This is a genomic window from Bradyrhizobium sp. LHD-71 (assembly GCF_031157255.1).
In the GTDB taxonomy this organism is placed as follows: domain Bacteria; phylum Pseudomonadota; class Alphaproteobacteria; order Rhizobiales; family Xanthobacteraceae; genus P52-10.
Genome location: NZ_JAVIFX010000012.1, coordinates 22,946 through 47,720, shown reverse-complemented (window position 1 = coordinate 47,720; position 24,775 = coordinate 22,946). Strand labels below are relative to the sequence as shown.

The following is a 24,775-nucleotide window of genomic DNA, read 5'->3' as shown; positions in this document are numbered from 1 at the left end:
CCATCCGGGCTTTCGTTATTGAGCATATTGACCGCGGCGGTTGCGCCATTCAACCCGCGGCTGCTCGCCCATCAACGCGCTGGCGCACGGGCCGCGACAGCGAGCCGGCAGCGGGTCAGAAGCAGACCGTGCGTTCGGCGGCAAGGTAGCCCATCAAGAGGCCGGCGCCGAGAAACAGCACCATGCAGGCTGCGGCGAACTCCAGTCCGCGCAAGACGATGGCGCTGCGGCCGCTGCTGCTGCCCGCCGTCAGGCGCCGCGCCAGACCCTTGGCGCTGACGGCAACCACGGCGATCGTCGCGACCGTCAGCGCAGTGCCGAGGCCCATCACGAACGTCGCGGCGATCCCGGCAACGAACAGTCCCTGCGCCAGGGCAAATACCAGCACCAGGATCGCACCCGAGCAGGGCCGCAAACCCACAGCGAAAATCGCGCTCAGGCCCCGCATCCAGCCACCCGGCCCGGCAAGCTCGGCCGGTGAAGGTCCGTGGTTGTGGCCGCAATGCTCGTCATGGACATGATCGGGATGCCCGTGCGGAGGGTTGTGCGCGGCGTGGGCGTGCGCATGGCCGTGATCATGGTCGTGGCTGTCGTGATGATGCGCATGATCGTGGTCGTGATGGTGATCGTGCATCGGCGCGCCCGCCGACGCCAATGCCGGTGACGGGACGGCGATGAACGGCAACGCGTTCAGGAGGCTGCGGCCCTTGGTGAATACCAGCCAAACGCCAAGGGCGGCGATCAGTCCGTAGCTGACGATCTCGATGATCCGCTCGGCGCTGCACAGGCTGCGTGCCGTCGCCCCCAACAGCCACGCGCCGATGCCGACCACAAGCACCGCGACGAGCGACTGCATCAGCGCCGAAACGAACGACAGCGCGATGCCGCGACGGGCGGTTTCCTCATTGGCGACCAGGTAGGACGAGATCACCGCCTTGCCATGACCCGGACCCGCTGCATGAAACACGCCATAAGCAAACGAGATGCCCATCAGCGTCCACAGCGCCGTGCCGTCGGTCTTCGCGGCGCGGATGGTCGACGACATCGCCCGGTAGAACTCGGCCTGCTTCGCCAGGATCCAGCCGATCACACCGCCGGCCTCCTGTGGTGGCGGCGTGGACCGGCCGCCGAATGGAGTGACTTGAGCCGCAAGCAGATGCAGGGCGCCGTCGGCCGCAACGAACGTGGCGCAGGCGAGCGCCAGCAGCGCGAAGTGTTGCACGCGCAAAGAGATGTCAGGCTTCACGGACAATCCACGGTGATCTTGTTGGCAAACATGGCGCCGTAGTTGGCGTAGGCGCCGCTTTCGAAGTTCTGCTCGCTGAGCGGCACCTGCGGGGCGTTGCCAGGCCGCTGCACATTGGCCTTGCAGTCGGCGGGCGCGCCAACGAGCTTGATGGGATCGGCGGCAAGATCAAAGCCGACGAAGTAGGTCGGGTCGTAGATCTCCAGTGCGAGTTGCTTCGTCTTCACGGGCGCCTTGAACGGCAACGTGAAGTTCAGCACCAGCGCGCCGTCCTTGTATTCGAGAAAGTAGTCGATCGGATCGAGGAACGCCTCCTTGGCCGGATTCCTGCCGCCCGCCTTGGCGAAGGTGAAGAAGTCGAACTCCTTCAGGGAATCGACATTGACCTGGGCGAGCGGCGCAAGCTCCTCGCGGGTGTAGGTGCCCTTGGTCTTGTTCTGGATGTCCTGCAGCGCGTAGGTCGAGAACATGTCGTCGAATTTCCAGGAATGGCGGATGCCGGTGATGGCGCCGTCGGCGCCATAGACAAGCTCACTCGACGATGTGACCCAGACATGCGGATGGGCCTCTGCTCGCGGCGCTGCTGCGGCGAGCGCGGCGATCAGCGTGAAGCAGGCGGCAAATCGGCGCATCGATGACCTTCTCGTTCAGGCTGCCGGAGAAACCTCGAGGAGCCCGCGCCGGCGCAGCAGGGCGTCAGGCTCGGGCTTGCGGCCGCGGAAGGCAACATAGGCCTCTTCAGGATCGCGTGATCCGCCTGACGAGTAGATGTCGTCATGCAGGCGCTTGGCGACCGCCGGATCGAAGATGTTCCCCGCCTCCTCGAAGGCGCCGAACGCGTCGGCGTCCATCACTTCCGACCACATGTAGCTGTAGTAGCCGGCCGCATAATGATCGCCCGAGAAGATGTGGCCGAACTGGGTGGGCCGGTGGCGCAGCGCGATCTCCTCCGGCATGCCGATCTTGTCGAGTTCCTTGCGCTCGAACGCGCGCACATCGGCCGCCGCCGACGCGGGCTGGGAATGGAATTCCAGATCGATCAGCGCGTTCGCCACATATTCGACCGTCGCAAAGCCCTGGTTGAATTTTCGCGCGGCGAGGAAACGCTGCAGCAGATCATCGGGCAGCGGCTCGCCGGTCTGGTAGTGGCGGGCGAACTGCTGCAGCACCTGGGGCTGTTCCTGCCAGTGTTCGTAGAGCTGCGAGGGCAGTTCGACGAAGTCGGTGAACACGCTCGTGCCCGAGAGCGACGGATAGACCACGTTCGACAGGAGACCATGCAGGCCATGGCCGAACTCGTGGAACAACGTGCGCGCATCGTCCGGCGACAGCAGTGCCGGCTCGCCATCCGCACCCTTGGAGAAATTGCAGACGTTGAGGATCAGCGGCGTCACCGCGCCATCGAGCTTCTGCTGGTCTCGCGTCGAGGTCATCCAGGCGCCGGATCGCTTCGAGGCACGCGCAAAGTAATCGCCGTAGAACAGGCCGACGTCGCGGCCGTCCCGCCCCTTCACCTGCCACACCCGCACGTCCGGGTGCCAGACCGGGATGTCCTTGCGTTCCGTGAATGACAAGCCGAACAGGCGATGCGCGGTGTCGAAGGCGGCGGCAATCATGCCATCAAGGCTCAGGTAGGGCTTAATCGCCGAGTCATCGAAGTTGGCGCGGCGCTGGCGCAACTTCTCCGCGTAGTACCGCCAGTCCCACGCGGCCAGTTTGAAGTTGCCGCCCTCTTCCGCAATCAGCGCCTGCATGGCGTCGCGGTCGGCCATGGCCCGGCTCCGCGCGGGCGCCCACACCCGCTCCAGCAGGCTGCGCACGGCCGCCGGCGTCTTCGCCATCGAATCCTCGAGGCGGTAGGCGGCGAATGTCTCGTAGCCGAGCAGGCGCGCGCTCTCCTCGCGCAATTTGAGAATTTCGCCGATCGCGGCCGAGTTGTCGTTCGCATTGCCGTTGTCGCCGCGAGCGATGAACGCCTTGTGAACCTTCTCGCGCAGGTCCCGACGGGTGGAGCTCTGCAGGAACGGCTCCACCGAGGAGCGCGACAGTGTCACTACGGCCTTGCCGGGCTTGCCGCGCTCGGCGGCCGCGGCTTCAGCGGCGGCGATGAAGGGCGCGGATAGCCCGTCGCGGTCGCCGTCTCCCAGTTCCAGCGTCCAGTCCTGCTCCTCGGCCAGAAGATGATGGCTGAACTCGGTCGAAAGATGCGCCAGCCGCTCGTTGATCTCGGCCATCCGCGCCTTGGCGATTTCGTCCAGGCCCGCGCCGGCGCGGCGGAAGCGGATGAAGGTTCGTTCCAAGAGCCGCCGCTGCTCGGATGTCAGCTTGAGCGAGGCGCGCTGGTCGTAGAGCCTGGCGATCCGGCCGAACAGCGCAGCGTTCATCAGAATGGGATTCCAGTGTCGCGCCTGACGCAGCGCCACGTCGCTGTCGATCGCCAGCAGTTCCGGATTCGAGTGCGCCGAGACGAGCGCGTAGAACACCGCGGAAACCTTGGTCAGCAGCTTGCCGGAGCGCTCCAGCGCGGTGATCGTGTTGTCGAAGTCCGGCTCGGCCGGATCGTTGATGATGGCAGCGATCTCGGCGTTGTGGTCGGCGAACGCCTGCTCGAAGGCGGGCATGAAATGCTCGGGACTGATCTGGCCGAAAGGCGGCGTCTCGAACGGCGTCTGCCAGGCGGCGAGGAGAGGATTCGACATCGGAAACTGTCCCAAATAGAGGCATTCTGCTGGTGCAGCGGGTCTGACGCTCGTACCACCGCTGCCGCGCGTCCTGCGTACGAACGTTCGCCGACGAGATCGCCACGAAGCGGAGCGAACGTTAGAGCCGGAACACCAGCAGCCTTGATATAGCACTTAATGCGGCTTTTCGGTGCCTCCGGTGTCCCTGTTTCCGACGCTCGCCGCAAGCCCTTCGCGCGGGCGCCCGCCGCAAAGGCACCGCATTTGCGCTTGATCCAGCAGCCCTTTTCAACGACATTGCCGCCGCAACCGCAGCCTGAGCAGAGCCGACCATGAGCAGCACGAATCCCACCTCTTCCGCGCGCCGCATCTACTGGCCGAGCGTCATCACCGTCGTCTCGGCGGCGATCCTGATCGGCGCGGAGGTCTTCGGCGCGGCATTCGCGAGCGGCTGGGCACTGGCGATCCTGATGGGCCTCGACGACACCTGGGCGACGATCATCCAGGCCGTGCTGTTCATCATCGGCGCCGTCGTCATGGTGACGTTCGTGCGCGGCGCGCAGCGCATCGAGCCTTTCACGCGACGAGGCTGACGGCGCACGAGCGTTAAACGTTTAACCGCCTAAACGTCTGTTCATGTTCGCACCGCCTTCGCGCAACACGCGCGAGGCTGTGAGGAAAAATTCGGCGCGCCGCTCAAAAAAAAGTTGCGAAGCCCAGTCAAAAATATTATTTCCTCGCTTGCCCAATTTCGCACGTGCCTGTGGTCGTGTGTCGGTCGGTAGGTATCCGGACAAGAGGCCGGACAGCCGCCAAGGAAGAGAAGCCCGAGCATCTCTCTCAAGAGATGCGACACTTGAAGGCTCCTCCTTCTTGCAACCGTGATCGGCAGCCGGAGGCGAACCGGCGTACTCCGCTCTCAACGGGGGACGCGACTTAAAGCAACGACGGAGCGGGCTTTTTTGGTCTCTACCGGCTTTCCACCAGCCGGCGCGGGCTACTGAAAAGGCTTGTCCTTCATTGCCAGGCGTGCGGATGGAAGCTCCCATCCAATCGAACGGCAGCACATTCGGGTTCGACATCTCGGTCCTGCCGCGTCTCCATCGTGCGGCACTGATCGAGCCTCAGGCCCGAGGCAACTTTGAACGGGTCCGTCGCTGGACCGTTTTGGGAGAGTGCTATGACCGAGCGCATTCGGGAATTTCTGCGCGTCCGCCGTCTTGACGGCCTCGACACCGAGCCGTGCCTCGTCGTCGACCTCGACGTCGTGCGCGAGAACTACAACACCTTCGCCAAGGCGCTGCCTGACAGCCGGGTCTTCTATGCCGTGAAGGCGAACCCGGCGCCGGAAGTGCTGTCGCTGCTCGCCTCGCTCGGCTCCTGCTTCGATACGGCGACCGTCGCCGAGATCGAGATGGCGCTGGCCGCGGGCGCGACGCCGGACCGCATCTCCTTTGGCAACACGATCAAGAAGGAGCGCGACATCGCGCGCGCCTTTGCGCTCGGCATTCGCCTGTTCGCAGTCGACTGCAGCGCCGAAGTGGAGAAGATCGCTCGCGCAGCCCCCGGTGCCAAGGTGTTCTGCCGCATCCTGTACGACTGCGCCGGCGCCGAGTGGCCGCTGTCGCGGAAGTTCGGCTGCGACCCGGAGATGGCAGTCGACGTGCTCGATCTCGCCAAGCGGCTGGGACTCGAGCCGTGCGGCATCTCGTTCCACGTCGGCTCGCAGCAGCGCAAGGTGAAGGCGTGGGACCGCGCGCTCGCCATGGCGGCGACCGTATTCCGCGACTGCGCCGAGCGCGGCATCGCGCTTTCGATGGTCAACCTGGGTGGCGGCTTCCCGACGAGGTATCTGAAGGATGTCCCGCCGGTGGTGCAGTATGGCCGCGGCATCTTCCGCGCGCTCCGCAAGCACTTCGGCAACCAGATCCCGGAGACGATCATCGAGCCCGGTCGCGGCATGGTCGGCAACGCCGGCGTGATCGAGACGGAAGTGGTGCTGATCTCGCGCAAGAGCGACGAGGACGAGGTGCGCTGGGTCTACCTCGACATCGGCAAGTTCGGCGGCCTCGCCGAGACGATGGACGAGTCGATCCGCTACGCCATCAAGACGCCGCATGACGGCGCCGAGATGACGCCCTGCGTGCTCGCCGGCCCGACCTGCGACTCCGCGGACGTGCTGTACGAGAAGGCGCCGTACCCGCTGCCGGTGACGCTCGAGATCGGCGACAAGCTGCTGATCGAGGGCACCGGCGCCTACACGTCGACTTACTCGTCGGTGGCCTTCAACGGCATCCCGCCGCTGAAGACGTACCATATCTGACAACGCGGGGAGCCGGACCTTCCGGCTCCCATCCCCGTCAAATCTCCGCTTTGGAAGACAACGCGCGGGCGCGCGAACAGTGCGCCTCGCCGTGGGATCGATGTGCCATGACGACGATGAAGACCGTGCCGCAGAAGACTGCCCTGCCCCTCGCAGCCACTCCGTTCGCGATCCGAGCGGAGCGCAGCTCCGACGTAGCCGCGCGCGAAACGTTGCTGGACGTATGCTTTGGCGAAGCCCGCCATGCACGCACGTGTCAACGACTGCGCGACGGCCGGCTCCCCGCCGAAGGCCTCGCCTTCTCGGCGGTCGCCAAGGGCAAGCTGGTCGGCACCGTCCGGCTCTGGCACATCTCCGCCGGGGGCCGGGCCGCGCTTGTGCTCGGCCCCCTGGCGGTCGATCCCGCATGTCGTGCGCTCGGCGTCGGCGGCGTGCTGATGCGACATGCGATCGAACAAGCCCGCCGGCTCGGCCACGGCGCCATCATCCTGCTCGGCGACGCGCCTTATTACGAGCGCTTCGGCTTTTCGGCCGCAAAAGCTGAAGCCCTGCACTTGCCGGGCGCGTTCGAGCGTGAGCGCCTGCTCGGCCTCGAACTGCGCGACGGCGCGCTTGCGGGCGCGTGGGGCATGATCGTGCCAACCGGCAAGCCGGTGGCGCAAGCGAGGAGCCTTCGCGGCGGACGGCGCAAGCGGCTCGTGACGAAGGCGGCGTAACAACAGCGAGCGGGACTGTAGCCCGGATGAGCGAAAGCGACATCCGGGTCTGACGCTGTGGCAATCTCCCCGGATGTCGCTTTCGCTCATCCGGGCTACAGAACTACGGAAGCGGCTACGGAATCAGCAGCAGCTTGCCCACCGTGGTGCGGCTGGCGAGATCGCGATGCGCCTGCACCGCGTCGGCGAGCGGGTATTCCTTGTGGATATGCACCTTCAGCGCGCCCGATTTGACCCAGCCGAAAATCTCATGCGCACGGCGGATCGTCGCTTCGCCGGGGTGCGAATAGTCGGCGCCCTGATGATTGCTGAGATACACCGAGCCCGGCACACCGCGCGGCGGCCACTCGAATGGCGGTGACGGGCCGGCGCTCTGACCGTAAGTCAGCAGATGGCCGCGGCGGGCGAGACAGGTCAGGCCCTTCGGCAGCACATCGCCGCCGATCGCATCGAAGATCGCGTGAACGCCGTTGCCCTCGGTGTCCTTCATGATCTCTTCGGCGAAATCGATCTTGGTGTAGACGATGACCTTGTCCGCGCCGAGGTCGCGCGCAACGTCGGCCTTGTCGTCCGATGAGACGGTCGCATAGACATACGCGCCAAGCATCTTCGTCATCTGCACGAGGTTCGAGCCGACGCCGCCGGCGCCCGCATGCACCAGCACGCGATCTCCGGCTTTGACCTCGTAGGCGTCATGACAGAGATAGTGCGCCGTCTGGCCCTGGTTGAGCACGGCGACAGCGAGCTTCAGATCGAAATCCGCCGGCACCGGAACGAGCGACACCGCCGGCAGGAGCATCTTCTGCTTGTAGGTGCCGAGACGGTGCTGGCCCGAGAAGACGACACGGTCGCCGGGCCGGACACCAGTGACGCCCTCGCCCACTGCGCTGACGACGCCGGCGCCTTCGTGCCCCGGGGTCAGCGGCAGACTGACGGCCTGGTGCATGCGAAAGCCGCGGCGGTAATTGGTGTCGGAGTAGTTGACGCCGATGATCTTCATATCCACCAGCGCCTGGCCCGAACCAGGCGCTGGTGGGTCTGGAACGTCCTCATAGGTCAGAACCTCGGGACCGCCGAACTGGTGGACGCGAACCGCTTTCATGAGGACCTCAGCGCCGTGCAGTGCCAATGGTCGCCGGCGCGCCGACCGGCACGGCGAGCGGCGACTGCGGCGTCAGCTTGCCATCGGCAAAGCCGAACACGGAAAAGTTCTTCTCGACCATGTTCTGGACGATGATCGTGCCGCCGTTCCGGGAGAAGGCGACGCCCTGCGACCACTTGCCGAGCGGTGCCTCCGCGGTCTTGGAGAGCGTCTGGCCGGACACCGCAAAGACGGTCAGCAGCGCGTGATCCTTGTAGCGCGGCGACGTCGGTGGCGAGGTCGAGCCATTGAGCGAGCTCGCCGCGACGTACTTGCCGTCCGGCGAAAACTTGATGCCTTCCGAGACGCTCGGCGTACGCGCGACGTCCACGACGCGGTAGGGTTTTGACGAGAGATCGACCAGCGACACGCTGCCGATGTCGGCATTGACGCCCCAGGAATTGGCGACAGCGAGCAGCTTGCCGTCCGGCGAGATGTCGATCGGATATGGCCGCAGCGCAAGGATCGCCTGCTTGGGATCGACCTTCACCATATCGCCATCGATCTCCAGCACGCTGATCGCGCCCTCGCGCGCGACGAACGCCGTCTTGCCGTCCGGGGCAAAGACCACGCCGGCAGGCTGGCATTTTGCATCGCCGAGCTCGACGCTCGCGACCGGCGTGAGCTGCTTGTCCTTGAGCGAGAACACCGACACCGTACCATCGTTGCGATTGGTCACCAGGGCGAGCGTTCCTGCAGGATTGACGGCCACTGCATTGGCGGCAGCGCCAGCGGTGACCTGTTGCACGACCTTTGGCGGCGTCACCGACAGATCGATCACCGTCACGCGACTGTCGGGCTTGAGTGCACCTGCTTCGACCTTGTTTGCGGAGGCGACGATCGCGAAGCTTTCATCGCCCGAGACAAATACGCCCTGCGCCGGACCGGTGACGCTCGCGGACGCGTCGACCGATCCGAGAATGCGCGGCGGCGTCTGGCTCAGGTCGATAACAGAGATGTTGTCGGCCGGGCCATCCTTGATGAAGCCGGCAACACCGTCGACGTTGGTGGAATGCGCGTCGTTGGCCGAGACGGCAATGTCCGCACATGCGCTCCCGCACAGAAGTGCGGACGCAATCATCACTCCGGAAAGCTTCAGGCCGATCTGCATCTTCGTCCTCCCCGATACGTGCGTTGCGGACGGTCGCGTGCCGTCTTGCGCGAAAGCGTATCACGAATTGGGAGAAACGGACGTTCCTCAGGAAGGTACGAGCGTCTTGAGTGTCTTCACTTCGGCCTCAAGCTCGGCGATGCGCTTGTCGCGTTCGGCCACGACCTGCACGACATCGGCGAGGTCGATCTTCTGCGGTATGTGCTGCGGGCAATTCGTATCCCAGAGCGACACGGTGAATATGATGACCTGTTCGGGCCGCGCCTGATAGTCCTCGGGCATCAGCCTGGCTAGCAGCTCCGCATCGTTCTCGACGACCCGCGCCGTGCCCCAGAGTTTGATCCGCCGGCGGTTCAGGTAATCGATGATGAAGATGTAGGCCTTCGCATTGTCAGCGAGATTGCCTTGCGTGATGTATTGCCGGTTGCCGGAGAAATCCGCGAACGCCAGCGTTCTGTTGTCGAGCACGCGCAGGAAGCCGGGCGGACCGCCGCGATGCTGGATATAGGGCTGGCCGTCGGCGGACGCCGTCGCCAGCAGGAAGCTCGTTTGCACAGCGATGAACTCGACAAGGTCCGGCGTGATCTCTGTACGCCAGCCGCGCACCTCGGCCTTGTGATAGCTCGCGCGCGAGCCCTTTCGCGCTTGAATGGCCTTCACCGACGGTGTGAAGGCGATGTCGCTGGCATAGCCTTGCGCGTCCATGCGCAACTCCTCGTTCTCTACAGCCCGAGCGCGGTCAGGCCTGGGTGGTCGTCCGGCCTGCGCCCGAGCGGCCAATGAAACTTGCGCCCGACCTCTGCGATGCAGATGTCGTTGATGCTGGCCTCGCGGCGGCTCATCAGCCCATGTCCGTCGAACTCCCACTGCTCGTTGCCGTGCGAGCGGTACCAGTTGCCGCTGTCGTCATGCCACTCATAGGCAAAGCGCACGGCGATCCTGTTGGCGGTGAACGCCCAGACCTCCTTGATGAGGCGGTAGTCCAGTTCGCGCTGCCACTTGCGCGTCAGAAACGCCTCGATGGCCGGCCGGCCGGCGAAGAATTCGGCGCGATTACGCCACGTGCTGTCGCTCGTATAGGCGAGCGCGACGCGCGCTGGATCGCGGCTGTTCCAGGCGTTCTCCGCCATACGCGCCTTCTGCGCAGCGGTCTCGGCGTTGAATGGCGGAAGCGGTGGACGGTCCATCGAAGGGCCCTCGATCGAGAATGCAGCATCATACCTCGGTAGATGGCACGGACCACATTCCGGCATAATAAGGGTGTTTGACAATTTATTATTGCGGAAATTAGAATAATGGCATGGACCGCCTCGACGCCATGTCCGCTTTCGTCACTGTGGTCGACCAGAACGGGTTTGCGCCGGCAGCCCGCCGCCTCGGCATCTCCGCGTCAGCCGTCACGCGCCTGGTCGCCGCCCTCGAGGAACGGCTGGGCATCACGTTGCTGCGCCGGACGACGCGCTCGATGACCCTGACCGACGCCGGCGCGCGCTATCTCGAGCGGGCGCGGCGCATCCTTGCCGAAGTGCAGGAAGCGGAAAGCTCGGCGCAGGCGGAACGCCATGTTCCCTCCGGACGCCTGCTCGTGACCGCGCCCGCCACCTTCGGGCGCATCCATGTCGGGCCGCTGATGGCGGCCTATCTGAAGCGCCACACCGAGGTATCTGGCGAGCTGATGCTGTCGGACCGGATCGTCAATCTGGTGGAAGAAGGCATCGATCTCGCACTGCGGATCGGCCACCTCGACGACTCGAGTCTGATCGCGCGCCGGGCCGGCATGACGCGACGGGTGGTGGTGGCTTCGCCCGCCTATCTCGCGCGCCGCGGCGTTCCGCGCGTGCCGGAAGAACTGCGCGCACACGACACCATCACCTTCGGCGGCCTTGGCGATTCCGTCGCATGGCGGTTTCTCGTCAATGGCGTGGAGCAGCGCGTCACCGTGGCGTCACGTTACACCACCAACGTTGCCGACAGCGCCGTCTGGTACGCTGCCGAAGGCGGCGGGCTCGCCATGGTGCTCGCCTATCAGGCTGCAGATGCCATCAAGGAGAGCCGTTTGCAGATCGTGCTCGAGGAATTTGAACGGCCTGCGCTGCCGATCCAGTTCGTCTATCCGGCGTCACGTCTTTTGTCGGCCAAGGTGCGCACGTTCGTCGATCTGGCGCTCGCCACCTGCCGCTGGGAATTTACATAGTTGCGCTTGATTTCACCCGCCATTTCGGCTTTGAAGCCGCGCAACGGCTGATGCTTCTGCTCACCCGTCGTTTTTCCGGAGTAATGCACTGATGACCACGCCCGACTCGCAGGTTCATGCGAAAATTTCAGGCCCGATCGTGATGATCGGCTTCGGCTCGATCGGCAAAGGCACGCTGCCGCTGATCGAACGCCACTTCGCCTATGACAAGTCGCGCTTCGTCATCATCGATCCGCACGAGGACGGCGCGCTCGCGAAAAAGCACGGCGTGCGCTTCATCAAGCAGGCCGTGACGAAGGACAACTACCATGAGCTGCTGGTTCCGCTGCTGACTGAAGGCGGCGGCCAGGGCTTTTGCGTGAACCTGTCGGTCGACACCTCGTCGGTCGACATCATGACCATGTGCCGCGAAATCGGCGCGCTCTATATCGACACTGTGATCGAGCCGTGGCTCGGATTCTACTTCGACAAGAGCGCCGGCCCCGAGAAGCGCTCGAACTACGCGCTGCGCGAGACCCTGCTCGCGGCAAAACACAAGAATCCGGCCGGACCGACCGCCGTGTCCACCTGCGGGGCAAATCCGGGCATGGTGTCGTGGCTCGTCAAGCAGGCGCTGGTGAATCTCGCCAACGATACCGGTCTCGCAATCAACGAGCCCCGGAGCCGCGAAGGCTGGGGCGAGCTCGCGCGCAAACTCGGCGTCAAGGGTATCCATATCGCCGAACGCGACACGCAGCGCTCCAAGAAACCGAAGCCTCGCGACGTTTTCGTCAACACCTGGTCGGTCGAAGGCTTCGTCTCGGAAGGCTTGCAGCCCGCCGAGCTCGGCTGGGGCACCCACGAGAAGTGGATGCCGCCGAACGGACGCGAACACAACTTCGGCTGCAAGGCGGCGATCTACCTGCTGCAGCCCGGCGCCAACACGCGCGTGCGCTCCTGGTGTCCGACGCCAGGCCCGCAATATGGCTTCCTCGTCACGCACAACGAGTCGATCTCGATCGCGGACTACTTCACCGTGCGCGACGGCCAGCGTGTCGTTTACCGTCCCACCTGCCACTACGCCTACCATCCGGCCAACGACGCGGTGCTGTCGCTGCACGAGATGTTCGGCGCCGCCGGCAAGATGCAGCCTGCCTGGCACATCCTCGACGAGAACGAGATCGAGGACGGCATCGACGAACTCGGCGTGCTGCTCTACGGCCACGCGAAGAACGCCTACTGGTTTGGCTCGCAGCTTTCGATCGAAGAAACGCGTCGCATCGCGCCATATCAGAACGCGACCGGCATGCAGGTGTCATCGGCGGTGCTCGCCGGCATGGTGTGGGCGCTCGAGAATCCGAACGCCGGCATCGTCGAAGCCGACGAGATGGATTTCCACCGCTGCCTCGAAATCCAGAAGCCGTATCTCGGCCCGGTCAAGGGCTATTACACCGACTGGACGCCGCTCACCGATCGTCCCGGCCTGTTTGCGGAAGACATCGACACCAGCGACCCGTGGCAGTTCCGGAATGTTCTGGTGCGGTGACCCGGCTTCGCCCTATGGGCTCCGCCGGGCGCGACCCCGCCGCTAAGGCATGATGAGTTCCAGTTGTCGTCGTGCCGGCGGAGGCGGGCATCCAGTACTCCGCGGCATGGCGATAGGAACGCTGCGGCTCCCGAATACTGGATCTCCGCTTTCCTTAGACGAGCAAAGCGACGCCGTTCTTCCAACGGCTATGGGGCGAGCAAAGCGGCGCCGTTCTTCGAACTGCTATGGATCACGCCGGATGTGTGTCGTCGACCTTACAGACCTGATTTCATCGTGCACTAAGCAATCTATTTCCGCGGCTCGATCGGCGGCGCCGCTTTCTCCGCCGGCGCAGGCGGCAACGGCGTGCCGGTAACAGGCGGGCGATCCCCCGTCCGCGGCGTGGACGGCGAACTGCCCGTCGTCGAGCCGTTATCGTCCTGAGGATTGCTTTGCGGGCGCGCAGGTTCCGGTGCGGGCGTGGTTGGCCGCGCGCCGCCTGGCATCGGTTCTGCGGGCCGATCCGGCGGCGCAGCGGCCGGCGGCGTCGCTTGCGCACGCGCGCCGCTGTCCGATCGCATCTGTGTCAGCGAAATGCCCGCAATCAAGAGGCCCGCGATCAGCATCGCAACGCCGAACACGCGGTCCTGCCGTGTCGGCTTCTGTCCTTCGTCTAACCGTGGTTTCATCACGCGCGTTTTCCCCGATTGATCACTGGGATAACGTTCACGGATGTAACGAGGTTCCTGGCGAGCGGCCCGCTGCCGCACGACGAATACTGCGAACTGCCGCCAATCGTGAAGGAACTAAAGCGTCAGCAGGCCGGCCGCACCCTGCTCGGTCGCAAACGCCAGCGTTGCGCCTTTCGCATCCCAGGCCAGTGCCGACACCGCAACGTCGTCCTTTGCGCGAGCGAGAATCTCCGCACCGTCATTGAGGCGCACCAGCATGACCGTGCCGTTGCTGTAGCCGGCGGCGAGAATGTCGCTCTTCGGATGACAGGCGACCGCCGTGACCTTGCCCGGCAGCGGCGCCAGCATGCCCGGCTCCTTGCCCATCGGACCGTCCTTGCTCGCAAACGGCCACACGATCACGCAGTCTGCACCGGATGTGGCGAGGCCCTTGCCGCCGACGGTCCACGACATCGAACGCACGCGGCTCGGATAACCACTCATGCGCATGTGCTTGTTGTCGGCGAGCCGCCAGCCATGCAGAGCGGATTCGTGCATGGTGGTGACGATGAACCGTCCGTCCGGACTGAAGTTGACGCCGAGATGCGAGCCCTTCCACTCGAGAAATTCGGGTTTCGAAGCCGCCATGTTTGGAAACCACATGGTGACGCCGTTGTAGTGAGCCACTGCAAGTCGAAACCCCTTCGGCGCAAACGCCAGACCGCCGACGGTGGACGGCACGTCGAGCGAGCGGGCTTCGCCCTTCGGCTGCTGCGCAAACGCGGTCTTGCCGGACGACCAGGCGACCGAGCCGTCGGAATGCAGCGCGACGTTGTCGATCCAGCGTCGCTTCGCGTCGGTTGCAAGGACCTGCGTTCGGCCCTTGCTGTCGAGCGCGACCAGCCTGCCGTCGTCGCCGCCAAGCACCAGGCGTTTGCCGTCCGAGGCCGAGCAGAGAATGCCGCCCCCGTTCACGTCAACTTTCGTCACGACATTGTCGGCACCGACGAGCGCGACGCTTTCCTCCGCGCAGACGAATGCAGCCTTGTCCCCGAGAAAGCAGGCCGCCGCCACCGGCGCACCAATCTCGATCCGGCGGACCCGGTCGGTGACCGAGGCAACCGACGCCTGCGGGCCAGTTGAATCGAAGCCTGTGCTCACGACGCGATGCAGCTCTCGAAGCCTTCGCGGATCGCCTGCTCAGGCAACTCGCGACCGATGAAGACGATGCGGCTTTCGCGCTTCTCATCGTCCTTCCACTTCCGCTGGTGATCGCCCTCCAGCATCATGTGCACGCCCTGGAAGACATAGCGATCGTCATCGTCCTTGAACGCCAGGATGCCCTTGGAGCGGAGGATCTTCTGGCCGTCGCGCTGCACCAGCGCCTGCAGCCACGGCATGAACTTGTCGGGGTCGAGCGGCTTCGACGTGCGGATCGAAATCGATTGCATCTCCTCGTCGTGATAATGCTTCAAGCCGCCGTGTGCATGATCGTGATGATGGTCGTGACCGTGGTGGTGGTGGTGGTCGTGATCATGATGATGGTGGTCATGATCGTCACCGGCCTCGAGAAATTCGGGCTCGATCTCCAGGATGCGATCGAGATCGAACGCGCCGCGCTCCAGCACGTCCTCGAGCTTGACCTGGCAACGCTCGGTCCGATGCACCTTGGCGTACGGGTTGATGCCGCGAATGCGCGCTTCGACCTCGGCAAGCTCAGGCTTGGAGACGAGATCGGTCTTGTTCAGCACAATCACGTCGGCGAACGCGATCTGGTTCTTCGCCTCCGGCGCGTCCTTCAGCCGATCGCTCAGCCACTTGGCGTCGGCCACGGTGACGACCGCATCCAACCGCGCGTTGTTCTGCACGTCCTCGTCGACGAAAAACGTCTGCGCGACGGGAGCCGGATCGGCGAGCCCCGTGGTCTCGACGATGATCGCGTCGAATTTGCCCTTGCGCTTCATCAGTCCGTCGAGGATGCGCACCAGATCACCGCGCACGGTGCAGCAGATGCAGCCGTTGTTCATCTCGAACACTTCCTCGTCCGCCCCGATGACGAGATCGTTGTCGATGCCGATCTCACCGAATTCGTTGACGATCACCGCATACTTCTTGCCATGCTGTTCGGACAGGATGCGGTTCAACAGCGTGGTCTTGCCGGCGCCGAGATAGCCGGTCAGCACGGTTACGGGGATCTTTTCGGACGCGGGAGCGGACATCGAAGACTCCAGAAACGAGCCTCACCTTTCGGAAGCACGCCGGCATCGCGAAGGGGTGGCGGGGAATTTCTCAAGGAAGCGGTGCCAGCCTAGTCGGCCAGCGCGCTTGTCAGCGCCTTTATATTGTAACGGATCATATCAATGTAAGTGGGGGCGGAGCCCTTTTCGTCCGTCAGCGCGTCGGAAAACAGCGTGCCGCCGAGCTTGGCGCCGGATTCCTGGGAAACCCGCCGCATCAGGCGCGGATCACTGACGTTTTCCAGGAATACGGCCGGAATCTTCTGTGCCCTGATCTGGGTGATGATCCGCGCCACGTCGCGCGCGGTCGCCTCGGCCTCGGTCGAGACACCCTGCGGAGCTATGAACGCAATGCCGTAGGCGTCTGCAAAATAGCCGAACGCGTCATGGGTCGAGATCACCTTGCGGCGCTCGGCAGGGATCTGCACCATGGCATCCCGCACCTCGCGATCCAGGGCATCGAGCTTCGCAAGGTAGCCCTCCGCATTGGCCCGATAGTCGGCGGCGCCCGCGGGGTCGGCAGCAACCAGCGCATCACGGATATTGGCCACATAGACCTTGGCGTTGGCCACCGACTGCCAGGCATGGGGATCGGCGTCGCCATGGTCGTGGCCGTGGCCGTGCGCATCGGTTTTGTCCTTGCGGGCGGCGATGCCTTTGGTGGCGGTGACGATGGTCGACTTGTTGCCTGCCGACTTGACCAGCCGCGCGAGCCAGCCCTCGAACCCCAGTCCGTTGACGATCACAAGCTTCGCTGCCGCCACGTTGCGCGCGTCCGCCGGAGTCGGCGTGTAGACATGCGCATCACTGCCAGGCCCGACCAGCGTGGAAATATCGATCCGATCGCCGCCGACGTTCCTGGCAAAATCCGCAATGATCGAGAAACTCGCGACCAATTTCAGTTTGTCCTGCGCCTGGGCCATGCCGGCTCCGGCCGCGAGCGCAGCGATCAACACAACCATTCGAACAACTGCATGCCTCAGCATGACGACCTCACGCCTCCAGATGACGACCGGGAAACATCTGCCGCAGCAAGCCACTGACAGGTCCAAACAGCAGCGAGGCCAGGTAGACGAACGCGGTCACGAGAATGATTGCGGGCCCGGGCGGCACCTTGGTGAAGAACGACAGCACCAGCCCCGCATAGCCGGAGACGATTGCCGCAGCCACGGCCACCATCATCATGGTGGATATGTCGCGCGCCCAGAACCGGGCGATACCGGCCGGCAGCACCATCAATCCCACCGCGAGCAGCGTGCCGAGCGCGTGAAAGCCGTTGACGAGATTGATGACGACCAGCGCGAGAAAAGCCAGATGCGCGGGCGCGCCGGCCCGGCTCACCGAGCGCAGAAACAACGGATCGACGCATTCCATCACCAACGGGCGCCAGATCAGTGCCAGCACGATCATCGTTACCGTAGCGTTGATCGCAATCGCCAGCAGGGTCTGGTCGTCCAGCGCCAGCACGTTGCCGAACAGCACATGCAGGAGATCGATGTTGGTACCGCGGATCGAGACGATGGTAACGCCGAGCGCCAGCGAGAAAAGATAGAACGCCGCGAGCGAGGCATCCTCCTTCAGCTCTGTCATGCGCGCGACGAGACCTGCGAGAATCGCGACGGTAAAGCCGGCGATCAGGCCACCGACCGTCATGGCGATCAGATTGAGGCCCGACAGCAGAAAACCGATAGCGGCGCCCGGCAGGATCGCATGCGCCATGGCGTCACCGACGAGGCTCATCCGCCGCAGCATCAGGAACACGCCGACCGGCGCACCACCCAGCGCCAGCGTCAGCACGCCGGCCAGCGCACGGCGCATGAACTCGAATTCGACGAACGGCGCGATCAGCACATCGTACATCATGGCGGATCAGGCGGCGCGAGCCGACGACGGCGCATCCACGATGCAGGCAGCCGCATGCTCGTCGAACGCTTCGCACATCCGCCGTGCGGTCGCGAGGTTATCGGTGGTCAACACATCCGCCGTGTCGCCCCAGGCGACCGGCTCTCGCGCCAGCAGCAGCGTCTCGGGAAACGTGGCGCGCACGAGTTCGATGTCGTGCAGCGCCGCCAGCACCGTGCGGCCTTCGGCGTGCCAGCGGCGAACCAGATCGAGCAGGTCGGCGGAGGTCTTGGCGTCAATGGCGTTGAACGGTTCGTCGAGGACGATAATTCGCGCATCCTGCAACAGAAGCCGCGCAAACAGCATCCGCTGCATCTGGCCGCCCGACAGCGTGCCGATCGCCCGCGCCTCGAACCCGGTCAGGCCGACTGCTTGCAGTGCCTGTTCGATCGCAAGGCGCTCGCGGCGGCCGATGCCGCCGAACAAGCCGGTCCGGCGCAACAATCCCATGCCGACAAAATCGAATACGGATATCGGGAAGCTGCGGTCGATGTCGGCGACTTGCGGCAGATAGGCGACATCACGCGCATTTGCACCGTGGAGCGAGATCGTGCCGGCGAGCGGCTTCAACATGCCAACGATGCCGCGAAACAGCGTAGATTTGCCGGCGCCGTTCGGGCCGACAACGGCAAGCAGCGCGCCCGGCGTCACCTCACCACTCAAGTGATGCACGGCCGGATGTCGGTCGTAGCCCAGCGTGACGTTGCGAAGTGTCAGAGCGCCCATGACCTACCTCATCGCCAGCAAGACGGCGCACCACAACACCGCGCTCGCAAGAACCGCGACTGCAAGCCGCACGCCGATCGACAACCGCATGAACGACAGCGGCAGCGCCATCGGCGGATGCGGCGAGGCCGGCGCATGGGCGTGCGCATGGCCGTGGTGGGCGTGATCGTGATCGTGATCGTGTGAGTGCGTATGAGACGACATTCAGAAATGTTACATTATAACATTTTGCATGTCCAGCAGCCAGGTGCGAACCAAGCTACTGACTCGTCTCAGAAAATCCGTTGGTTGCACGGGGCGAAGGTCGCGAGCGTCTCGCCTTCAGGCGGGTCCCGGTTATCGCAGGACAGCACCGAGCCAGGGCCGAGGACAAGCGAGAACCAAACAAAAGGGCCGCCTCGCGGCGGCCCCTTCTTTGATGCTCTGGCTTCCGTTGGGCGCCTGGCGATCAAGCCTTGAACAATCAAACCTTGGACAATCAAGCCTTGGAGAACAGCTCGTCGACGTACTCCCAGTTCACGAGATTCTCGACGAACGCCTTCAGGTAGTCCGGCCGGCGATTGCGATAGTCGATGTAGTAGGAATGCTCCCACACGTCGCAGCCGAGGATCGGCGTTGCGCCGTGGACCAGCGGGCTTTCGCCGTTCGCAGACTTCATGATCTCCAGCTTGCCGCCCTTCACTGCAAGCCAGCACCAGCCCGAGCCGAACTGGCCGACACCTGCGGCGATGAAATCGTCCTTGAACTTCGCGTAGCCGCCGAGATCAGACTTGATCTTTGCTTCGAGCTTACCCGGCAGCTTCTCGCCGCCGCCGTTCGGCTTCATCCACTTCCAGAAGTGCAGATGGTTGTAGTGCTGGCCAGCATTGTTGAAGAGGGCTGCATTCTTGCCGAACGAGCCCTTCACGATATCTTCAAGAGACTTACCCTCGAATTCGGTACCTTTCAGCAGGTTGTTGCCGTTGGTGACATACGCCTGATGATGTTTGTCGTGGTGGTATTCCAGCGTCTCCTTCGACATGTAGGGCTGGAGCGCATCGTAGGCATAGGGCAAATTCGGAAGCGTAAAGGTCATGGGCCTAAGTCCGGTTCTGTGGGAAAGTCCTGACCAACGCGGCACCACGATTTTGGTTTCGCAGCTTTGCGAAGGTCAACATGCGGATCGACATTAGCCCCGGAGGCCCGTCATGGGAAGCGGCGGAACAGCTCCTGCATGTGGTCTGGCCGCCGCATGTGGTGAAAACGCTGGTCTGGGGCGACGTGGTCTGGGGCCACGCCGACCGACGTGTGTTGGTGCGCGAGGGCGCGCCATCCCATGAGCTTGTCTGTCATGTCGGGCTCTTTACGCGGAGCGCTCTGTGGAATGACGTGCAGGTGACAATCGGCGGTATCGGCGGTGTGGCGACCCACCCGGACAGGCGTAAATCAGGCCTTGCGAGCGCAGCGATGTGCGCGGCCATGGAGTGCTTCGCCAGCGAGGACAAGGACTTTGCCGTGCTGTTCTGCGAACCGCACAATTATGAGTTCTATCGCCAGCTCGGCTGGCGCCAGTTCGAAGGCGCCGTATTCGCCGAACAGCCACAGGGGCGCGTCCGTTTCGACGTGATGGCGGCTTTCGTCTATGACCTGAAGTTGGCACCGCGCGGCGGGACGATCGACCTGCGCGGGCTGCCTTGGTGACATGCGCCAGGCGCGCGTAAACCGCCCGAACGATGGTGCTATACCGCCCCCGTTTGAGCCGACTGCCCTTATTTGACGGCCAGAACCAAAAAGAGCGCCGCGGTGCAAAACATCCGGCGGATCCGGGAGGAGACATGGCCGATCTTGGACAGACGGAGATCGCCGCGGCCGAGCCGCCGGCGCCAGCTCCGCGAGCGCGCCCTGTTCGGAATCCGATCCTCGACGGCGCCATCACACCGACGCTGTTGCGACTGGCAACACCCAACATCATCGCCATGGGTGCCGGTATCAGCGTGCTGATCGCCGAGACGACCTATATCGGTATTCTCGGGATCGCGCCGCTGGCGGCAATCGCGCTGATGTTTCCCTTGATCATTCTGATGATGACGATGTCCGGCGGCGCGATGGGCGGCGGAGTCGCCTCGGCGATTGCGCGCGCCCTCGGCGCCGGCGACACGCTACGCGCGTCGACGCTGGCGCTGCATGCCCTCGCGATCGGCCTGGCCGTCGGCGCAACGTTCAGCATTGCCCTGCTCAACTTCGGCGAGCAGTTGCTGACGTGGATGGGCGGGCGCGGTGCCGTGCTTGCAGAGGCGCTGGCGTTCGCGCAGATCTATTTTTCCGGCGTCGTGTTGATCTGGCTGATGAACACACTGGTGGCGATCTTGCGCGGGACGGGAAACATGATCCTGCCTTCGGCCATCGTGTTCTCATCCGCGGTCTGCCAGATCGTATTCGGCGGCGTGCTCAGTCTCGGCCTGTTTGGTGTACCGCAACTGGGCATTCGCGGCATTGCCGTCGGTCAGCTTAGCGGCGTCGCCGTCGGCGTCCTGGTGATGGGATGGTTCATCCTCAGCGGCCGCAGCCGCATCACGTTGCGGGTGCCGCACTTCCGTTTTCATCGCGAGATGTTCACCGATATCTTGAAAGTCGGTGCTCTGGCTTGCTTCTACCCGGTGCAATCGGTGTTGACGGCCGGCATGCTGGCCTCGATGCTCGCGCAATACGGCCCCGAAGTGCTCGCGGCCTACGGCATCGGCGCGCGTCTGGAGTTCTTCCTCACCTCGATCGCGTTCTCCTGCGGCGTCGCCTCGGTGCCAATGGTCGGCATGGCGGTGGGCGCGGGACAGATCGCCCGCGCACGACGCGTGGCCTGGACCGGCGCGGTAATCTCGGCGCTCGGCGTCGGCGCGCTGGTCGCGCCGCTGGCGATCTTTCCCGACCTGTGGACCGGCTGGTTCACGGACGACCCGTTCGTGCGCAAGGCGACCGGCGAATACCTGTTGATCGCCGGGCCCATGTTCTCGTTATTGGGCGTAGGCGTTTCGCTCTATTTCTCGTCGCAAGGGGCGGCAAAGGTGCTCGGCTCGGTGCTGGCCCAGACAGTCCGGCTTTCGGTCGTGATCTTCGGCGGCTTCTGGCTGTTGAGTGTCGGCGCGGAGTACATCTGGTTCTTCGTGCTGGCCGGCGCCGCGATGGCGGCTTTCGGCCTGTTCACCGCGGTCGCGGTCCATGCCACCTCCTGGGGCACGGAGCTGAGAGCCACGCGGTGAACGAAATTGGGTCGGCCCGTTATCCGGAAACACACATGACAAAATCCCAGGCCGCACGGGTTTCCGGCGACAGCGGATCTTCCGCTCCCGAGCCGCCGGGGCAGCCGCCATTCGACCCGTTGCTCGACGATCCGATCCTGATGCGGTTGCTGAAGCTTGCGACGCCGAACACACTCGCGTTGTGCGCCGGCATGAGCGTGGTGATCGCCGAGACCTCCTACGTGGGCAGGCTCGGCACCGAGCCGCTCGCGGCGATGGCGTTGGTCTTTCCGTTCATCATGCTGACAATGACAATGTCCGGTGGCGCGATGGGCGGTGGCGTCCGCTCCGCGATCGCACGTGCGCTCGGCGCCCGCGACGATGCACGCGCCTCCGCGCTGGCGCTGCACGCGCTCATGATCGCCACATGTTTCGGCCTCACCTTCATGCTGGTGATGCTGTTATTCGGCCGCGACCTGCTGACTTTGCTTGGCGGACGCGGGCGCGTTTTGAACGACGCCATGAGCTATATCCAGATCTTCTTCGGCGGCGCCGTGATCCCGTGGTTCATGCAGACGTTTGCGTCAATCCTGCGCGGAACCGGCAACATGAAGTTGCCGTCGGCTTTGGTGTTCTCCTCGGCCGCAATTCAGATCACGCTTGGCGGCGCGCTCGCACTCGGACTCGGCCCTTTTCCGCAGCTCGGCCTGCCGGGCGTCGCCGCCGGTACATTGACAGCCTTCTCGTTCAGCATTCTCGTCATGGGCTGGTTTCTCGCATCCGGCAACAGTCGCGTCCTGCTGACCTTGAGGGGATTCCGTTTCCGGAAGGAAATGTTCTTCGACATCCTGAAGGTCGGTGCGGTGTCCGTCTTCTCGCCGTTGCAGTCGGTTCTCACGGTGACGATCCTGACCTCGATGCTCGCCCGCTTCGGCACCGAGGTATTGGCAGGCTACGGCATCGGCACGCGGCTCGAATTCATGCTGACGTCGATTGCCTTCGCGATCGGCATCAGCGCGACGCCTATGGTCGGCATGGCGATCGGTGCCAACAGGATCGGCCGAGCCCGACAGGTCGCCTGGACCGCCGCCGCAGTCGCCTTCACTGCGCTCGGCCTGATCGGCACCCTGCTTTCGATCTTTCCTGATCTGTGGGTGAGCATGTTCACTGCCGACGCCAGCGTGCGCGATGCGAGCCGCAGGTACCTTCACATATCGAGCCCGATGCTTGCGTTTATGGGCCTCAACTCGGCGCTCTATTTCTCCTCGCAGGGTGCTGCCAAGATCATCGGTCCGGTGCTTTCGCAAACCGGGCGGTTGATCTTCGTCGTCATCGGCGGAGCGTGGCTCACCTCGATCAATGCATCCGACACGAGTTTCTTCATGCTGGCTGCCGCTTCGATGACAATGTTGGGGCTGACCACCGCCTTGGTCGTGTGGCGAACGTCATGGGGGCCGCGGACGGCCAAACTCTGACCATCCCTCTGTTCGCATTGCAGCCATGACGAACAACGGACCCATGGGTCCTTCTTTAATTTTTGTATGATGATAATAATATTTCAGGCGTCGCCGATCAGGCGCAGGGAATAAGCAATGACAGACAACACGGTCGATGGGACGCCGCGGATTGCTCCGGCCAATCCGATCTTTGAGGGCCCGGTTCTGTCGATCCTGGTCCGCTTCGCGCTTCCAAACATGGCGTCGATGACGGCTGCGACGCTCGTCGTGATCGCCGAGACGAGCTACATCGGTCGTCTCGGTCTCGAGCCACTCGCCGCGATCGCGCTGGTGTTTCCCTTTATCGTGCTAATGGGGATGATGTCGGCGGGCGCGATGGGCGGCGGCGTCTCGTCCGCAGTCAGTCGCGCGCTGGGCGCCGGTGATGTCGGACGTGCGTCGACGCTCGCCGCCCATGCCCTGGTGATCGGCCTGTGCGGCGGCCTGTTGTTCACCCTGGTGCTGCTGACGTTTGGTCCGACATTCTTCGCGCTGCTCGGCGGCGAAGGCCGCGTGCTCGATGAGGCGGTCGCCTATTCGAACGTGCTGTTCTCCGGCGCGATCGGCGTCTGGCTGACCAACACGTTCGCCTCGATCCTGCGCGGCACCGGCAACATGAAGCTGCCGTCGGTGACGCTGCTCGCGACCGCCGCACTTCAGATCACCATTGGCGGTACGCTTGGCCTTGGTCTCTTCGGCTTTCCGCAATTCGGCATGCGGGGCGTCGCCTCGGGCCAGTTGATCGCCTATGCCGCCGCGACCCTCTTTCTCGCCGCTTGTGCACTAAACAGCCGCAGCCGGCTGCAACTGACGCTGCATACCTTCCGTCTGCAGCGCGGCATGTTCTTCGACATCCTGAAGGTCGGCGCCATCGCCTGTCTGTCGCCCCTGCAATCCGTCGCCACCGTGCTGATCTTCACGCGGCTGCTGTCGCGCTACGGCACAGTGACGTTGGCCGGCTATGGCGTCGGTGCACGACTGGAGTTCATGCTGGTGCCGATCGCGGCCTCGATCGGCATGGCGTCGGTACCGATCGTCGGCATGAATGTCGGCGCCGGCAACATCGAACGGGCCCGCAAAGTCGCCTGGGCGGCAGGTTTACTGTCAGCGTGTGTCGTCGGCTCAATCGGCATCGTCCTTGCGATCGCGCCCGACCTCTGGTCGGCGAATTTCACCGACGATCCGCGCGTGCTCGAATCGGCGCGGCAATACTTCCATCTCGCCGGTCCGGCCTTCGGCTTTCTTGGACTGGCCCTCAGCCTCTACTTCGCATCGCAAGGGTCCGGCAAGATCCTCGGGCCGGTGCTCGCGCAAAGCGGACGCCTGGTGACGGTCGCCTGCGGCGGGGCGCTGCTACTGACGCTCGACGCTCCGGGATGGACCCTGTTCCTGCTCGCAGGAGTTTCCATGGTGGTGTACGGTATTTGTGCGGCATTGTCGGTATGGTTCACAAAGTGGGAGCCTCCAATATCCCGGTTGAAACCGGCACTGGTGCGGTGAATTGAAACTCCTGCCAACTTCGCGGTGAGTTCGGCGCAGGATTTTCGAACTCAAAACCCGCACTAGAAACCATAAAGTTGCTAGTGTTCCTCATGTTTCCGAAGTTCGCATG

General features: G+C 64.0%; 24 protein-coding genes. 10 read left to right on the top strand and 14 right to left on the bottom strand.

From position 1 onward, the window contains the following. Positions 1-115: 115 nt before the first annotated feature. The 3 genes from RCO31_RS14695 to RCO31_RS14685 are packed head-to-tail and all read right to left on the bottom strand — an operon-like array spanning position 116 to position 3,945. Positions 116-1,252 carry a nickel/cobalt transporter gene (locus tag RCO31_RS14695; RefSeq protein WP_374991483.1) on the bottom strand — a complete coding sequence of 379 codons (1,137 nt, stop codon included), beginning with the start codon at positions 1,250-1,252 and terminating at the stop codon, positions 116-118. Next, positions 1,243-1,878, bottom strand: a complete 636-nt coding sequence (locus RCO31_RS14690; protein WP_308969154.1) for a DUF1007 family protein — start codon at positions 1,876-1,878, stop codon at positions 1,243-1,245. Before RCO31_RS14690 ends, RCO31_RS14695 begins: the two co-directional genes overlap by 10 nt. A 15-nt stretch (positions 1,879-1,893) precedes the next feature. Then, positions 1,894-3,945 (bottom strand): M3 family metallopeptidase, encoded by a 2,052-nt coding sequence (locus tag RCO31_RS14685; protein WP_308969153.1) that lies wholly within the window; start codon positions 3,943-3,945, stop codon positions 1,894-1,896. Between the two features lie 314 nt (positions 3,946-4,259). Here RCO31_RS14685 and RCO31_RS14680 point away from each other — a divergent pair, with 314 nt between their 5' ends. The 3 genes from RCO31_RS14680 (at position 4,260) to RCO31_RS14670 (ending at position 6,966) form a co-directional block, all read left to right on the top strand. Further along, positions 4,260-4,520: a hypothetical protein gene (locus RCO31_RS14680; RefSeq protein WP_308969152.1), complete on the top strand. Its 261-nt coding sequence runs from the start codon at positions 4,260-4,262 to the stop codon at positions 4,518-4,520. Between the two features lie 587 nt (positions 4,521-5,107). Then, positions 5,108-6,250, top strand: coding sequence for a type III PLP-dependent enzyme (locus RCO31_RS14675; protein WP_308969151.1), 1,143 nt, complete (start codon positions 5,108-5,110; stop codon positions 6,248-6,250). A gap of 116 nt (positions 6,251-6,366) precedes the next feature. Continuing rightward, positions 6,367-6,966, top strand: coding sequence for a GNAT family N-acetyltransferase (locus RCO31_RS14670; protein WP_374991489.1), 600 nt, complete (start codon positions 6,367-6,369; stop codon positions 6,964-6,966). A 115-nt stretch (positions 6,967-7,081) separates the two neighbouring features. Here RCO31_RS14670 and RCO31_RS14665 read toward each other — a convergent pair whose 3' ends face one another. The 4 genes from RCO31_RS14665 to RCO31_RS14650 form a co-directional block, all read right to left on the bottom strand. Next, the gene (locus RCO31_RS14665; RefSeq protein WP_308969149.1) at positions 7,082-8,068 is read right to left on the bottom strand and encodes a quinone oxidoreductase; all 987 of its coding nucleotides are present in this window, start codon (positions 8,066-8,068) and stop codon (positions 7,082-7,084) included. Between the two features lie 7 nt (positions 8,069-8,075). After that, entirely contained in the window at positions 8,076-9,218 is a 1,143-nt protein-coding gene (locus tag RCO31_RS14660; RefSeq protein WP_308969148.1) for a beta-propeller fold lactonase family protein, read from the bottom strand. 87 nt (positions 9,219-9,305) lie between these two features. Further along, the gene (locus RCO31_RS14655; RefSeq protein WP_308969147.1) at positions 9,306-9,923 is read right to left on the bottom strand and encodes a pyridoxamine 5'-phosphate oxidase family protein; all 618 of its coding nucleotides are present in this window, start codon (positions 9,921-9,923) and stop codon (positions 9,306-9,308) included. Between the two features lie 17 nt (positions 9,924-9,940). Continuing rightward, the gene (locus RCO31_RS14650) at positions 9,941-10,405 is read right to left on the bottom strand and encodes a DUF1348 family protein (RefSeq protein WP_308969146.1); all 465 of its coding nucleotides are present in this window, start codon (positions 10,403-10,405) and stop codon (positions 9,941-9,943) included. 113 nt (positions 10,406-10,518) lie between these two features. Here RCO31_RS14650 and RCO31_RS14645 point away from each other — a divergent pair, with 113 nt between their 5' ends. Next, entirely contained in the window at positions 10,519-11,412 is an 894-nt protein-coding gene (locus tag RCO31_RS14645; protein WP_308969145.1) for a LysR family transcriptional regulator, read from the top strand. A gap of 91 nt (positions 11,413-11,503) precedes the next feature. Beyond that, the gene (locus tag RCO31_RS14640) at positions 11,504-12,937 is read left to right on the top strand and encodes a homospermidine synthase (protein ID WP_308969144.1); all 1,434 of its coding nucleotides are present in this window, start codon (positions 11,504-11,506) and stop codon (positions 12,935-12,937) included. A gap of 290 nt (positions 12,938-13,227) precedes the next feature. On the opposite strand, the gene RCO31_RS14635 is transcribed toward RCO31_RS14640, so the two are convergent. The 6 genes from RCO31_RS14635 to RCO31_RS14610 form a co-directional block, all read right to left on the bottom strand. After that, complete coding sequence (locus tag RCO31_RS14635) at positions 13,228-13,608, bottom strand: hypothetical protein (protein WP_308969143.1); 381 nt, start codon at positions 13,606-13,608, stop codon at positions 13,228-13,230. A gap of 117 nt (positions 13,609-13,725) precedes the next feature. After that, entirely contained in the window at positions 13,726-14,751 is a 1,026-nt protein-coding gene (locus tag RCO31_RS14630; RefSeq protein WP_308969142.1) for a WD40 repeat domain-containing protein, read from the bottom strand. After that, entirely contained in the window at positions 14,748-15,809 is a 1,062-nt protein-coding gene (locus RCO31_RS14625; protein WP_308969141.1) for a GTP-binding protein, read from the bottom strand. Before RCO31_RS14625 ends, RCO31_RS14630 begins: the two co-directional genes overlap by 4 nt. An 89-nt stretch (positions 15,810-15,898) precedes the next feature. Continuing rightward, positions 15,899-16,789, bottom strand: a complete 891-nt coding sequence (locus tag RCO31_RS14620) for a metal ABC transporter substrate-binding protein (protein ID WP_308969140.1) — start codon at positions 16,787-16,789, stop codon at positions 15,899-15,901. A 31-nt stretch (positions 16,790-16,820) separates the two neighbouring features. Next, the gene (locus tag RCO31_RS14615) at positions 16,821-17,690 is read right to left on the bottom strand and encodes a metal ABC transporter permease (RefSeq protein WP_308969139.1); all 870 of its coding nucleotides are present in this window, start codon (positions 17,688-17,690) and stop codon (positions 16,821-16,823) included. 6 nt (positions 17,691-17,696) lie between these two features. Continuing rightward, positions 17,697-18,455 (bottom strand): ABC transporter ATP-binding protein, encoded by a 759-nt coding sequence (locus RCO31_RS14610; RefSeq protein WP_308969138.1) that lies wholly within the window; start codon positions 18,453-18,455, stop codon positions 17,697-17,699. On the opposite strand from RCO31_RS14610, the gene RCO31_RS14605 reads away from it, so the two are divergent. After that, entirely contained in the window at positions 18,454-18,621 is a 168-nt protein-coding gene (locus RCO31_RS14605; RefSeq protein WP_308969137.1) for a hypothetical protein, read from the top strand. The genes RCO31_RS14610 and RCO31_RS14605 overlap by 2 nt on opposite strands. 312 nt (positions 18,622-18,933) lie before the next feature. On the opposite strand, the gene RCO31_RS14600 is transcribed toward RCO31_RS14605, so the two are convergent. After that, positions 18,934-19,530, bottom strand: a complete 597-nt coding sequence (locus RCO31_RS14600) for a superoxide dismutase (protein WP_308969136.1) — start codon at positions 19,528-19,530, stop codon at positions 18,934-18,936. Positions 19,531-19,610: 80 nt separating this feature from the next. Between RCO31_RS14600 and RCO31_RS14595 the strand changes: the two genes are divergently transcribed. From RCO31_RS14595 to RCO31_RS14580, 4 genes are all read left to right on the top strand, one after another. Continuing rightward, positions 19,611-20,135, top strand: a complete 525-nt coding sequence (locus RCO31_RS14595; protein ID WP_308969135.1) for a GNAT family N-acetyltransferase — start codon at positions 19,611-19,613, stop codon at positions 20,133-20,135. 134 nt (positions 20,136-20,269) lie between these two features. Beyond that, positions 20,270-21,688, top strand: a complete 1,419-nt coding sequence (locus RCO31_RS14590) for an MATE family efflux transporter (RefSeq protein ID WP_308969134.1) — start codon at positions 20,270-20,272, stop codon at positions 21,686-21,688. A 35-nt stretch (positions 21,689-21,723) separates the two neighbouring features. Then, positions 21,724-23,142 carry an MATE family efflux transporter gene (locus tag RCO31_RS14585; RefSeq protein ID WP_308969133.1) on the top strand — a complete coding sequence of 473 codons (1,419 nt, stop codon included), beginning with the start codon at positions 21,724-21,726 and terminating at the stop codon, positions 23,140-23,142. A gap of 117 nt (positions 23,143-23,259) precedes the next feature. Continuing rightward, a complete protein-coding gene (locus RCO31_RS14580; protein WP_308969132.1) occupies positions 23,260-24,663 on the top strand; it encodes an MATE family efflux transporter in 1,404 nt (467 codons plus the stop codon). The last annotated feature ends 112 nt before the right edge of the window (positions 24,664-24,775 follow it).